The organism is Arthrobacter sp. JUb119 (assembly GCF_024807995.1).
GTDB lineage: Bacteria > Actinomycetota > Actinomycetes > Actinomycetales > Micrococcaceae > Glutamicibacter.
The window spans coordinates 197,671-210,903 of record NZ_JANUFE010000005.1 but is presented as its reverse complement, the minus strand read 5'-3'; the positions used below and the strand labels follow the sequence as shown (position 1 = coordinate 210,903).

Sequence of the window (13,233 nt, the reverse complement as noted above, 5' to 3'; positions counted from 1 at the left end):
TGTACTCCGAGCTCTTCAAGATACTTACCTGTAGATCGACAATGGGTGCTGCACTGTTCATCGTCGTCCTGACCGCCGTCATCTCTTGCGGATCAGCCTGGGCTGCTTCCCTTCTCATGATGGGTAGCAACGAGGTAGGAAACGACCTGCAAACCCACGATTTCCAAACCGCCGGTGTAAGTATCGGTCAAGTAGCAGCCGTGGTGCTCGGCGTACAGGCCTACTGCACGGATTGCACCGGGCCACATGCTACTGCTTCATTCTGTATCATTTCGCGACGCGCGGTGTTTGTACTGCACAAAGCTGTTACCGTGGGCGCGATAGCTTTCTGTTCCGGTTTGCTCGCTACCATCATCAGCGCATTCTCAATGGCTCTGGTCTCACCTGATATATCGCCGATACAAGATGGCTTGTCTTATCCAGTGTTTGGAGCAGCCCTCTATTTTGCGATGGTGTCAATCATAGCCATGAGCGTTTCTGCACTGTTCCAGGGAAACATACTGTCCATGGCGGTAATCTTTGGTTTCTCCCTTTTTGGTGCCCCAATTTTTTCGCGTTGGCCTGAAACTTCCATTCTCGTGCCGTATTTTCCTGACGTCGCGGGATCACAAATGTTAATCGCTCGGGAAGGCGTTGCGCTGTCCCCCGTACTAGGCGGTACCGTGATGGCTGCCTGGACTTTGGCGCTGTTGATAGCGGGGATCGTTCGGCAAAGGTTTACCAACATATCTTAAAGTTAAGTCCGTGAACCTGCAGGTAGGCATCGACCATCTTTTGATAAACGCAGAGTGGCAGCGAATTGCCGGCAACCCTCGGATGGGGTTTCCGAGCCATGCAAAGGCTGCGCATCACAAATGAAACCGGCGCTTTATGGGGTCTTCACTGGCGCGCGTCGCGGACGCGAAGTGGCGAGAGTGCGCCGGCAGCCCAGTCGCTGATCCAGGTTCGCCCGCCGAGTCGTTGCACACATTAAGTTATCCACCGCCCCCGAACGCAGAAACCCTCGCCGATTGTGGACTACTGAAAGATCCGGCCTTGCTGGCGAATTTAATCCACGGTGACTTAGGGTTTTGTAAATTCACCAGTATCCACAAGGTTATCCACAAAACTGTGGACAAGACATGGGCAAATGTGTGCAAAGGGTGAAAAACCCCGGGAACTGGGCGATTAAGGGTGTTGATAACCTTGGGCCGGTTGGCGTGAGCTTCAATGAATTAAGTTTCTGTCCACAGGTGTGCGAATACAAACAACCAAGTCAACAGATATTAATGATACGTAGAGTGGGGTAATCCACAGAGTTCTCCCCAGACTGTGAACAGGGAACTCCACAGGTAGAGGAGTGTTATCCACATATTCTGTGGATAATGAGGTTTACGCCTGTTAATAACAGCCCTAGTGTTGGGTTCGGGAGAGAAATATCCACAGGCGCCTGACATCCAAATGTCCGTATCGACTGACACGATGAAGCGTTGCCATGAGGCAAGGATAATTTTTCCCAGCGGGTCAATAGGGGATGGAAGTGTCTGCAATGAGTGCTGAGCCGGTTTACGAAGGACGAGATTCCGACGCAGGGCGCAAGCCGCCACAGGATATCGAGGCCGAGATGTCGGTCCTCGGTGGCATGATGCTCTCCAAGGACGCCATTGCTGACGTCGTTGAATCCATTCGCGGCACCGACTTCTACCGTCCCTCCCACGAATCAATTTACGAGGCGATTGTCGACCTCTACGGTCGTGGCGAACCAGCCGATGCGGTCACCGTAGCCGACTTGCTGACCAAGCGCGGCGAGATCTCGCGCATTGGTGGCGCCGCCTACCTTCACAATCTCATCCAGCAGGTTCCAACTGCAGCCAACGCCGGGTACTACGCAGAAATCGTGCGCGAACGCGCCGTGCTGCGCCGATTGGTTGACGCCGGAACGCGTATTGTCCAGATGGGCTACTCTCCAGATGGTGAAGTTGATGCGATCGTCAACGAAGCCCAGGCAGAGGTCTACAAGGTGGCCGAGAACCGCAGCAGTGAAGACTACGTGCGCCTTTCGGACATCATCGAAGACACCGTTGATGAAATCGAGAACGCGGCCAACGCGGGCGATGGCATTACCGGTGTGCCCACCGGATTCTATGAATTCGACGAGCTGACCCAGGGCCTGAAGGGCGGCCAGATGATCATCATCGCCGCCCGTCCTGCGGTGGGCAAGTCAACCTTCGCGCTGGACTTCGCCCGTTCTGCTGCCATCAAGCACAATATGGCCACCGTGTTCTTCTCCTTGGAAATGGGCCGCAATGAAATTGCGATGCGCCTGCTCTCGGCCGAAGCATCCATCCAGCTCCAGGATCTGCGCAAGGGCTCGGTGGAAGACGCGCAGTGGACCAAGATCGCCACGACCATGGGCCGGCTGAACGAAGCCCCGTTGTTCATTGATGATTCGCCGAACATGTCCATGATGGAAATCCGTGCCAAGTGCCGTCGCCTCAAGCAGCGCAACGAGCTGCGCATGATCATCCTGGACTACCTGCAGCTGATGAGCTCGGGCAAGCGTGTGGAATCGCGCCAGCAGGAAGTTTCCGAGTTCTCGCGTAACCTCAAGCTGCTCGCCAAGGAACTCGACGTTCCGTTGATTGCGCTGTCGCAGCTGAACCGTGGTTCCGAGCAGCGTACCGACAAGAAGCCAATGGTTTCGGACCTGCGCGAATCGGGCTCGATTGAGCAGGACGCCGACATGGTGATTTTGCTGCACCGTGATGACGTCTACGACAAGGAAAACCGTCCGGGCGAAGCTGACGTGATTATCGCGAAGCACCGTGCCGGTCCGACCAAGACCATCACCGTGGCCTTCCAGGGCCACTACTCGCGCTTCAACAACATGTCCACCGAGGGTTAGTCCCAGTCAGAACTCATATGGCACCTACTAAGCCAGCGAATTGCTGGCTATAGTGGGTGCCATGTTCGCTTCGATGCAGGCTTTGCTGTGGGGCACTGTGGCCGGCTCGGCCCTGCTGCTGGGATCTGGCGCGGCCTGGTGGCTGAAGATCCCCAAGGTCTGGGTCAGCGCCATCATGGCCTTCGGTGCCGGGGTCCTGGTCAGCGCACTGGCCTTCGAGCTGGTGCTCGAAGCCTATGAAACCGGCGGCCTCGTTGCGACGCTGGGCGGCGTGATCGTGGGCGCTGCCTTGTATTTCGGCGCGAACCGGCTGCTGGCCTGGAGAACCTCAAAGCGGCAGGCGCAGCGCGCAGGAGAGCAGGAGTCATCGGGAACCGCGCTCGCGGTCGGTGCACTCATCGACGGCATTCCCGAGTCCGTGGCCCTTGGACTTTCCGTGGTCGCCACCGCGAGCATTAATCCGGCGATGCTCATCGCCATATTCATCTCCAATGTCCCCGAGGGGCTGGCGAGTACCGCACAGATGAAAGCGTCCGGGCGCAAGGGGTCCTCGATCGTTTTGCTCTGGGGATCGATAGCCATTTCCTGCGGCATCGCTGCCTTCCTCGGAGCGCTGCTGCTGGAATCCATGCCCGGTGAAGTGCTGGCCTTCGCCACCGCGGTCGCTGCCGGAGGCATCTTGACGATGATCGCCGACACCATGATTCCGGAAGCCTACAAGGTGGAGCTCGACTACACAGGGTTGCTGGTGACCTCGGGCTTCCTGGCGGCCTTCAGCCTGCACGTGATCGGCGGCTAGGGGAAACCTGAGATCATGGATGCATGCCCCTGAACCGCAGCAGCCAATCAGCCGAGCGCGCCGAGTCAACGATCTATGCTCCGCAGTATCTTGCCACCACCCTTGGCATGTTCGTGCTCGTCTTCCTGGTCGCTTTCGAATCCATGGCCGTGACCACGGTAATGCCACTGGTCAGCGAGCTGCTGGAGGGCGAACGCTACTTCGCCCTGGCCTTTGCCGCGCCAATCGCCAGCGGGATGCTGGGGATGGTTGCCGCCGGAGAAGTCACCGACCGGTGGGGGCCCAAGCACCCGCTGTCCATCGCCGTGGCCGTTTTCTGCATTGGGCTGCTGATCTGCGGTTCAGCCGAGAACATGCAGGTCCTGATTGCCGGGCGCATCTTGCAGGGAATTGGCGGTGGCGCGATCACCGTCGCCATCTACGTGCTCATTGCCCGCGCGTATCCTGCGCATCTGCATTCCAAGATCTTCGCCCTGTTCGCTACCGCCTGGGTGGTCCCGGCGATGATCGGCCCCTGGCTGGCCGGCTTGATGGCCGTGCACCTCGGTTGGCGCTGGGTGTTCTCCGGCGTGGCGGTGCTGGTGGTTCTCGCGTTCTGCGGGATCGTGCCGGCGTTGAAGTCGCTGAGCTCCCAGCGCAATCCGGACCTGGGGCCGATTTCCAAGAAGCGGCTGATGCTGGCCGGCCTGGCTGGACTGGCTGTCATCTGCATGAACTTGCTCGGCAATGCGCAGGGCAGCTGGTCCCTTCTGGGACTGGTCTTGGCATTGGCGGTAGCCCTTGCGGCGATTCGCCCGCTGCTGCCCCAGGGCACGTTCAGCTTGGCCAAGGGGCTGCCGTCCACCATCATGACCCGCATCTTCGTGGCCGGGGCCTTCTTCGGCGTGGAAGTCTATCTGCCGTACCTGCTGCGCGAGGATTACCAGCTGGGTCCCGACCGGGCGGGCCTGATCCTGACGGCCTCGGCATTGTGCTGGTCGGTGGGTTCATGGCTGCAAGGAAAGCTGGGGGATAAGGTGGAATCCTCCACCTGCATCACCGTGGGTGCGATCGCCGGCAGCGTAGCGATTTCAACCGCATTGGCCACCGCGATCTTCCATCCGCCGGTCCTCGTGCTGGTCTGCGGATGGGCCGTGGGCGGCTTCGGCATGGGGATGATCTTCCCGCGGCAAAACGTGAACATGCTGGCCCTGTCTGCCAAGGATGAACAGGGATTCAACTCATCGGCAATGACCGTGGCCGACTCCCTGGGCAACGCCGGAACCACCGCCATCGGTGGCGTCATCTTCGCGATGGCCGCCACCGGGATGGAGTTCATCTCGGTCTTCAGCTTCAGCCTCTTGCTGATTCTGGTCCTGATCGCGATCTCGCCGCGCACCAAACCTGTTGCGCAGCCAGCAGCCTGACTACGCTGGGATCATGGACACAGAGCTTCCCAAGACGAGCAACCCCGCCGCCAGGGCTTTCGAGCAGGCCGGCATCACCAGTCTCGAGCAGGCGGGGCAAGCCGGCACCGCGGCGCTGCTCGCGCTGCACGGCGTCGGCCCGAAAGCCATCCGCATCCTCCGCGACGAGCTGGCCGCACGCGGCCTCAAGATGAACCCCTGAGATCTCCGGTTTAGCCGCGCGGCAGGATGCCCAGGTGGTCCTTGTCCGGTTCCACGATATGCTGCGCATACTCGGTGTGCTTGGCAACGTAGGCCTTCACGTACGGGCAGACCGGAACGATCCTGGCACCGCTGGCGATGGTGTTCTCCAGCGCGAATTTCACCATGACGCTGGCTAGGCCCTGTCCGCCGTATTCCTCATCCACGGTGGTGTGGAAGAAGATCCGCTCGACGCCTTGGGCCCCATCAAAATCGCGGTAGTGCGCCGCTCCGATGATCTTGCCGTCATCGTCGAGGGCGAAGCGCTGGCGCTCGGGCAGGAATACTGGTCTGATGTCGCTCATTGGGAGTTCCTTACTGGTTAGGCGGGGTTCACGCGCGGGCGCAGGCGAACGGTGGGAAGTGCTGGAGCCGGCAAGGCTGCCGGAGTATTAGGCGGGAAAGGCCCGAAGCGATCCTCGGAGGCATCCCCGGGCTCGGCCCCGATCTCGGCCTGCCATTGCGCGCGGAACGCGAGGACTTCCTCATGGGTGCGGCCTACGAAGTTCCACCACATCAGGATGTCTTCCTTCAGCGGCTCTCCGCCGATGAGCAGCGCCAGAACCGGCTGGTCCCCGGACTTCAGGCGCAGGGTCGTGCATCCCGCACGCACGAACCCGAGATCGCGTGGAGCGAGTTCATGGCCGTTGACTTCAAGATTGCCGGAGTCCAGGAGGATCCCGTGCTCATGGTGCCCGGGGACAACCACTTCGATCTCGGTGTTCGGTTCAAGGCGCAGTTCGGCGCCACCGAGCTCGGTGTGCGTCTTCACCGGGGAGGTGGACGACTTGCCCGACACCCCGTAGGTGCCAAGGAAGACCGACAGCGACCAGCCGGGAGCGGTGAGCGCTTCCGGGCGGTAGTTCTCAAAAGTATGTTCCATATCCCGTGCATGATCCGGCAGCGCGGTCCATAACTGGGCGCCGTGAAGGATGGTGGTGTCTTCGGTGAGGATCTCCGAATGGCTGATTCCGTGCCCGGCGGTCATCAGATTGACCTCGCCGGGTCGCACGGTCGCCTTGAACCCGGCCGAATCCATATGGTTGATCTCTCCGGTGAAGAGCCAAGAGACAGTCTGCAGTCCGGTGTGCGGGTGACGAGGCACGTTCATCCCGCCGGTGACTGCGACATCGTCAGGACCGTAATGGTCCAGGAAGCACCAAGCGCCGATCAGGCTGCGCTGCTTTTGCGGCAGTGTCCGGAAGACCGTCATTGCCCGCGGACCGCCCAAGGGCACTTCGCGTGGTTCCAGGATTTCAACCTCTGCCTGGGAACGCACTGCACTGCAGCCGATCTCCTCAGGCCGGTGCTCAAGATTGCTCATATGCCAAGGCTATTCACTGTGGCCCGCTTTGACTACTTGCGCCACCGATTCGAACGCAACTGGAATTGGCGCTGCGACCCGGGGCAGCTTTCGGCCCGGGCACGGTATTCTCGACCGCGGTACGATCAATGCAGTGGTATTAGGCATCTTTCAAGGAGCTTGCGACAACGTGGACAGTGCTATTCTTCGCGACGAAGATCTTCTCAAGCTGGAAAAGCAGGTGTGCTTCGGCCTGGCCGTAGCCTCGCGCTCGGTGATCTCGGCATACAAGCCCGTGCTGGATCCGCTGGGGCTGACGCATCCCCAGTACCTGGTGATGCTGGCCCTTTGGGACTTGGGGCCGATCAGCGCCCGTGCCCTCAGCGGGCATCTGCACCTGGATCCGGGAACGCTTTCCCCGTTGGTCAAGCGCCTCGAAACTGCCGGTTTGGTGGCAAAGACGAAGAACCCGGACGATGAGCGGGCCGTCATCATTCAGCCCACCGAGAAGGGTGCCGCGCTGCGTGCTGAAGCGGTGGAGGTGCCGCGCGAAATGATGGCCCGGCTTGCCCTGACCGACAAGGATGTGCTGGAGCTGCGCGGCATCCTGGACCGCATTATTGCTGCAGGTTCGAACGCTCCGAAAAGCTAGAACCCCATTTAGTTGGTGCACCAACTAATGACGTATGATTGAAGTGCCAGTACTCGCAAACCCAATGACCGAAGAGGACGACGATCATGGATGAATCACCCCTGCCGATCATTTCCGATACCACCGGACTAAGCGTCGGCTACCGCATATTCTGGCGTCTGAAGTACTTGGGATTGTCCATCTTCGGTCCGGCCGAGCGCCGTGTCCTCGCCAGCCCTCGCGAACGCATCAAATGGGACCGCGCAATGAAGGTCATGCGCGCCCATGAAGCTGCCGGAACCTCGCCGGATGAGCAAACGGTGTACACCGCGAGCCGCATGGAGCCTCGCCGTCCGCAGGGATAGCGGCGCCCGCAGGTGAACCTGATGGCGGGCCGCGATAATATTGACCTTATGGAACCGATGACTGAACTCGTAGTCGCCCGGCAATTTTCCGCACCGAAGAACGCCGTTTGGGCTGCCTTCGTCGAGCCGGAAATCATCGCCCAGTGGTGGGGTCCCGATGGCTGGCTTGTCGAGGAAGATTCCGTCGTATTCGAAGCCAAGGTCGGCGGCCGGCATGAGCTGAATATGGTGCAGGCTGAAAACCCGGATGCCAAGGTGCCGCTCAAGGCGGTCCTGACGTCTTTCGACGAGTACGAATGCCTGGTCAGTGCCGACGGCCCGCACGAAATGACCTTGGACCTCGTGATCGAAACCCGTATCGAATTCAAGGAATTCGCCGGGCAGACGATGCTGACGCTGACCCAAACCCCATTGCCTTATGAGGTTCTCGAATCCAGCACCAAGGCATGGAATTCCGCTTTTGCGAAGCTCGAAGCGCTGCTGGCGGAATTCTTCTAGGCCTTTAGTACGGCAGGGGAAGAACCAGCACAGCAGCTGCGAACGCCTGCCAGTTTCGCGCTCTTGCCGGCGGAGTCAAAGCGCAGCACGTGGCTGAAAGGCGTTTCGCTGCGGCCACTGGCGCAGTTCTGGCAGGTTCATGCCGTGTAGCGCAACCAGAATCCCATGATGATCTGATGGCGCGGAGCATTGCCGCACGCAACCGGAGCATCGACTTGCACGCCAATTTCTTCCTCCGGTTGCCTGCGCCCTAGCCTCGCCCGATGTAGGGCATTCCGCCAGCAGTGATGGTGAATTGGTTGATGGAGGTACCGAGCGGAACCCCGGCGATGTGCGCAACGGCCTCAGCGGCTTGGGCCAGCGGGAATGTCGGCTCGACGAGCCGTTGGCCGCCCGGTTGCAGGGCACCCTGGGTGGCACCGAAATCATCGAGCAGGTCACTGGCGGTGTTGCCGATATCGAGCTGCGTGGCCCTGATCCGGTGCTCCCGTCCATCAAGTTCAAGGCATTTGGTCAAGCCGGCGATGCCGTGCTTGGTGACGGTATAGGCAACGGAGTTCACGCGCGGAACCTGCGCTGAAATCGATCCATTGTTGATGATGCGTCCGCCGTCGTTGGCCTTGAAATGGGCAAAGGCCGTGCGGGCCGCGTTGATGGCCCCGGTGAGGTTGATCCGGCAAACCTCATCCCACTGGGCCGGACTCAGCTCATCGATGGCTGCCGAGGGACCGAAAATCCCGGCATTATTGAACAGCGCATTGACCGTGCCGAAACGTTGCGCCGCTTCGGCAAACAGGTGTTCCACAGCCTGCGGATCACTAACATCCGTGGGAACCACCAAGGCGGAACCGTGGCCTTGCGCCGTCTCATGCAGGTTAGCCGCGGTGCGCCCGGCGAGCACCACATTCCATCCCTGCGCCAGCAGTAGGCGTGCGGTGGCGCGGCCAATGCCTGATCCTGCGCCGGTGATGGCAATCGTGCGCGGGGCCTGCGGGACTCCAGATGCGTGGGACATTAATTCTCCTTGCGGAAAGCTCAACAGTGATCGGACGAGGCGCGTGGTCTCATCCTAGGAATTTGCGCCGCCAAACCCCAGTTTTCGCCTGCATGTTGCGAAGCGCCCCCGAGCGCATTTCCCGGATCAGCCTGGCAAGCAACTAACCTTGAAGTGCTCGGTCCCCGCGACCCCGGCCGAACATTCCCTAAGGAGGCTTGTGTTCCTCGACGTGCTCTATGGCGTGCTGCCGCTGTTCTTCGTCATGCTCATCGGCTACGGCGCCAGCCATGCACCCAAATTCCCGGCCAGCGTGGAACCGGCACTGAATGTGTTCGTCTTCTATGTCGCCTTGCCGGCGCTGCTCTACAAGGTGGTAGCCCGGGCGGATATCAGCGAAGGCGTGCCGCTCGCATTCCTGTGGATCAGTATCGTCTCCGCGCTGCTTTTCGCCCTGCTCAGCTGGCTGGCTTTCCGCTATCTGCTGCGCGCAAACCGGGCGCGGGCGCTCGCCGGCATGCTGACCACCAGCTTCGGCAACGTGTCGTACTTGGGAATCCCGATTATCCTCGGCGTCATGGGCACAGAAGCCGGGTTCGCCGCGGGCATGGGGCAACTGGTCCACAACATCATCTTCATGGTCGGATTCCCCATCCTCGCCCAAATTCTCTTGCCCAACGGCAAAGGAGGCCAGCATCCGGCAAGCGCCGCGCGCATCGCCCGGACCATCCGCAATGCCCTGGTTTGCAGCCCGGTCACCTGGGCCATGGTCCTTGGCGGCACGGTAGCAATCCTCGGTGTGCCCGTACCACGGCCGGTGGACGACACCGTTGACCTGATATCCGCCGCGGCCGCCCCGGGGGCGCTCTTCGTCATCGGCATGTCGCTGAAGCGGACCATTGACCGTTCGCGTGCCAGGAAGCATGCACCGGTTGCTCCGGATGGCTCTGGGGCTGGCGGCAGCTGGGCGAGAACCTCCATCGCGGCCATGGTGCTGGGCAAACTCGTGGCGATGCCATTGCTGACGGTGGCCATGCTGCTTGTTTTCGCCCCGGATCTGGATCGCATCTGGTTCAATGCCGCGGTGCTCATGGCGGCCATGCCGGTCAGCGCAACCGCCTACATCATGGCCCAGAACGACACCGGGGATGGCGAGCCGACCGCGGTGGCCATCGTGATCACCTGCGTCCTGTCGGTCATTGCCTTGCCGGTGCTGGCTCAATTGGTACTGAAGTAGTCCCCGCGCTTTCCTTGACCTTTGCCCCGGTGCGGGGACAGTCTTGTAGCAGCACAGGCTAATCAGCCCGGAGTATCCAGCCCGAGAGATGAGATGCAGGGATTTGATGAAGAAGTTTTCGCTGGCCGCCATCGCCCGAACCCAGCTGAGGGAAGCCGCGGATGCAACCAATGGCCGAGCTGCCAGCACGGTTTTCGGCGGACATGAGCACACCCTGCGCCAAACCGTCATTGGGCTCACGGCCGGCACCGAGCTGCAAGAACATGTGAATCCCGGCGAAGCGACACTGCTGGTCCTCCAGGGCAGGGTCACCGTTTCATCCATGGGCAACCAGTGGGAGGGGCGCAGCCAGGATCTCATTGTGCTTCCCGAGGGGAGGCTGAAAATCAGCGCCACGCAGGATTCCAGCGTGCTGCTCACCGTAGCCAAGATCGATCGCTAGGGGACACCAAAATGCGGGCCAGTTCACATCCATGAACCGGCCCGCATCTGCAGGGGAGAAGGACTGATTAGACGCTGACCGCGTCCTTCTCCCGGTCTCCAGTGCCGCTTTCGCCGGCCGCGGCTTCGGCGTCTGCCAAGTCCCCGGCTTCAGCGTCGATGGCGTCGGCGGATGCCGCGGCTTCGCTCGCCTTGGCTTCAAGCGCCCGGCCTTGCAGCGCGGCGAGCTCCTCGGCGGAAACCGGGTGGCTGGAGGTCTGCACCGGCTTGAGCTGGTCGATGACCATGGTCACGGCCAGGCAGGCCAAGGCCCAAATGGCCAGGACCACCAGGTGGGAGCCGAGCCCGACCCCGTCGAAGTAGACGATCGCGCGGATGGCTTCGACGGCAGCCGGCATCGGCAGGATGTCGTGCAGGATGGTGAAGATGCGCGGTTCCATGTAGATGGACAGCCCGCCATTGGAGGCGGGGACGCCCAGGAACATCACGATCAGCATGGTCGGGACCAGGCAGACCATGCCCAGCAGGCGGTTGAATACCGTGGTGAGCATGGCCACCGCGAAAATAGCGAGCATGCCGACGCTGAACAGCTGCCCGAAGTGGCCCTCCACTGCCCCGGTGAACGGGCCGGCGATCAGGCAGAGCACGGCGGACATGAAGGCCGAGTACACGGCCACCAGCGGGACCAGTTTCTGCAGCGGGGCCATGTGCGGTGCCGCGGTGGCGCCGACCATGATGACCATGAAGCCTGCCATCACCCAGCCCATGCCCAGGTACATGGCCACGGTGCCCATATTGTCGTGCTCCGGAAGCGGGGCCAGCTCCTGGTGGTCCACGTCCATCTGCTGCGCTTGGCCGATCTGCGTGAACACCTGGACCACCAGCTGCGATGCGGCGTTGCCGGAAGCCTGGGCGGTATAGACGGCAGCTTCCGGGCTCTGCTCCGAAGGCAGCACGAAGGCCCCTGTCAGCTCCTGGGACTCGACCAGGTACCGGGCGTCAGCGGCATTGTCCATGGCGGTTAACTCGAACATGCCCTCCATGGATTCGTTCAGCGAATCCACGGTCTGCTGGGCCTGCTCCACGGAGGAGCCCACGACGGCTACCGGCATGTCGCGTGGCACCGGGGTCTGCATGGCGCCGAGCATCGAGCTGAGCATGATGGCGATCATGCCGAAGGGCAGCGCGGCCAAGGTGATGTAGCGCCACGCCTTGTTCTTGGGGCGCGGGCCGCCATGCAGGGAAGCGACATTGATCTGGGTGGGGATATCGCTCTTGCCCTTGGCGATGCGCAGGGCATCGAGCAGGGCGACCAGCAGCAGCGCCGCGACGGCACCGCCGGCGAGAATCAGGATATGCCGGGCCGCTCCGTCGCCGTTGAAGTACAGCACCGAGCGCATGGCTTCGCCCAGGGCGGGCATCGGCAGGAACTGGTGCAGGAACGGGAAGATCTTCGGCAGGGTGTAGACCGACATGCCCATATTGGAGGCCGGCTGGCCCAGAACCATGAACAGGAACATTCCGGGGATGACGGCCATGGCGCCGAATATGCGGGTCAGCAGCAGCTGCCCGGCGCCCACGGCGAAGACGCCCAAGGCCAGGGTCGACCACGCGGGCAGGATGCTCGCGGCAGGAATGACGCCCAGGATCGGGCCGCCGACGAGGATGCCCAGCCCGGAGAGCAGGATCGACCATCCGCCCAGCAGCGGCAGCGCGCGGCGGCGCTTGAGCAGTTCCGGGGAGTTCGAGAAGGCCATCGACCAAGGCATGTAGCCGGCAGTGATCATCGCGGTGGCCAGCAGCATGGCGCCCATGCCCATGGAGTCGTTCTCCGGAAGCGGCACCAGATCCTGGGAAGCCAGTTCCAGCGACTGCTCCATGATGACCGGCGTGAGCACGGCCGTGATGGCAGAGGTGGCTGACATGCCGGCGCCGCTGGCGGTGTACAGCGTGGCCGTATCGCCATCGAGGTCCACCGCAGCGGTGACTTCGCGGTCGTAGACCAGCTCGCGGGCTTCGCGGGCCGAGTCCACGATGCGCAGGTCCACGGCCTCAGCATTGCTGTCCTCCAGCGCCCGGGCAAAGTCACCGGCCGCTGCGCTGCTGGTGGCCGAAATGGCCACCGGCATGTTCGCGGCTGACTGGTGGTGCATGGCTCCCAGGTAGCCCCAGATCATCATGCCCACGATCATCAATGGCATGATGAAGACTGCGACAGTCCTGCCGATCTTTTCGGCCTTGGCGCGTTTGGCGGCCGCTTCCTGCTCGGAAAGAGGCTGCTTCTCGTGCTTGGCCCTGCGGGAGGGCGGCGGGTTTTCAGTGACTGCGGCGTCGTTGCTCAACTGCGCATGCTCCTTGGATTCTCGGTCTGCAGCGGGGTGCGAGGCAACCCGCCAAGGTCTTTAGTTGAATACTGACAACTAATTTACGCCACA

General features: G+C 61.6%; 14 protein-coding genes. 10 read left to right on the top strand and 4 right to left on the bottom strand.

Features of this window, described 5'->3' with window-relative positions:
- Positions 1-41 precede the first annotated feature (41 nt).
- From M2368_RS14160 to M2368_RS14140, 5 genes are all read left to right on the top strand, one after another.
- Positions 42-734, top strand: coding sequence for a hypothetical protein (locus M2368_RS14160; RefSeq protein WP_146112228.1), 693 nt, complete (start codon positions 42-44; stop codon positions 732-734).
- Between the two features lie 794 nt (positions 735-1,528).
- Entirely contained in the window at positions 1,529-2,884 is a 1,356-nt protein-coding gene (gene dnaB / locus M2368_RS14155; RefSeq protein WP_105656572.1) for a replicative DNA helicase, read from the top strand.
- Positions 2,885-2,945: 61 nt separating this feature from the next.
- Positions 2,946-3,683 carry a ZIP family metal transporter gene (locus M2368_RS14150; RefSeq protein ID WP_105656633.1) on the top strand — a complete coding sequence of 246 codons (738 nt, stop codon included), beginning with the start codon at positions 2,946-2,948 and terminating at the stop codon, positions 3,681-3,683.
- 23 nt (positions 3,684-3,706) lie between these two features.
- Positions 3,707-5,089: an MFS transporter gene (locus tag M2368_RS14145; protein WP_332486304.1), complete on the top strand. Its 1,383-nt coding sequence runs from the start codon at positions 3,707-3,709 to the stop codon at positions 5,087-5,089.
- Between the two features lie 13 nt (positions 5,090-5,102).
- Positions 5,103-5,291: a helix-hairpin-helix domain-containing protein gene (locus tag M2368_RS14140; protein WP_105656632.1), complete on the top strand. Its 189-nt coding sequence runs from the start codon at positions 5,103-5,105 to the stop codon at positions 5,289-5,291.
- Between the two features lie 10 nt (positions 5,292-5,301).
- On the opposite strand, the gene M2368_RS14135 is transcribed toward M2368_RS14140, so the two are convergent.
- Together M2368_RS14135 and M2368_RS14130 are read right to left on the bottom strand one after the other, a co-directional pair.
- Entirely contained in the window at positions 5,302-5,634 is a 333-nt protein-coding gene (locus M2368_RS14135; RefSeq protein ID WP_105656570.1) for a GNAT family N-acetyltransferase, read from the bottom strand.
- 17 nt (positions 5,635-5,651) lie between these two features.
- Positions 5,652-6,653, bottom strand: a complete 1,002-nt coding sequence (locus M2368_RS14130; protein ID WP_105656569.1) for a pirin family protein — start codon at positions 6,651-6,653, stop codon at positions 5,652-5,654.
- Between the two features lie 169 nt (positions 6,654-6,822).
- Here M2368_RS14130 and M2368_RS14125 point away from each other — a divergent pair, with 169 nt between their 5' ends.
- From M2368_RS14125 to M2368_RS14115, 3 genes are all read left to right on the top strand, one after another.
- Positions 6,823-7,284 carry a MarR family winged helix-turn-helix transcriptional regulator gene (locus M2368_RS14125; protein ID WP_105656568.1) on the top strand — a complete coding sequence of 154 codons (462 nt, stop codon included), beginning with the start codon at positions 6,823-6,825 and terminating at the stop codon, positions 7,282-7,284.
- A gap of 86 nt (positions 7,285-7,370) precedes the next feature.
- Entirely contained in the window at positions 7,371-7,628 is a 258-nt protein-coding gene (locus M2368_RS14120) for a hypothetical protein (RefSeq protein WP_332594590.1), read from the top strand.
- Positions 7,629-7,685: 57 nt separating this feature from the next.
- Complete coding sequence (locus M2368_RS14115; protein WP_332486309.1) at positions 7,686-8,126, top strand: SRPBCC family protein; 441 nt, start codon at positions 7,686-7,688, stop codon at positions 8,124-8,126.
- A 250-nt stretch (positions 8,127-8,376) separates the two neighbouring features.
- Here the strand turns inward: M2368_RS14115 and M2368_RS14110 are convergent, their stop codons facing one another.
- Positions 8,377-9,141 (bottom strand): SDR family oxidoreductase, encoded by a 765-nt coding sequence (locus tag M2368_RS14110; protein WP_388024738.1) that lies wholly within the window; start codon positions 9,139-9,141, stop codon positions 8,377-8,379.
- 199 nt (positions 9,142-9,340) lie between these two features.
- Between M2368_RS14110 and M2368_RS14105 the strand changes: the two genes are divergently transcribed.
- Both M2368_RS14105 and M2368_RS14100 read left to right on the top strand, forming a co-directional pair.
- Positions 9,341-10,357, top strand: coding sequence for an AEC family transporter (locus tag M2368_RS14105; protein ID WP_498724611.1), 1,017 nt, complete (start codon positions 9,341-9,343; stop codon positions 10,355-10,357).
- A gap of 106 nt (positions 10,358-10,463) precedes the next feature.
- Complete coding sequence (locus M2368_RS14100) at positions 10,464-10,799, top strand: cupin domain-containing protein (RefSeq protein WP_133833835.1); 336 nt, start codon at positions 10,464-10,466, stop codon at positions 10,797-10,799.
- 67 nt (positions 10,800-10,866) lie between these two features.
- Here the strand turns inward: M2368_RS14100 and M2368_RS14095 are convergent, their stop codons facing one another.
- A complete protein-coding gene (locus M2368_RS14095; protein ID WP_332594587.1) occupies positions 10,867-13,140 on the bottom strand; it encodes an ABC transporter permease in 2,274 nt (757 codons plus the stop codon).
- Positions 13,141-13,233 lie beyond the last annotated feature (93 nt).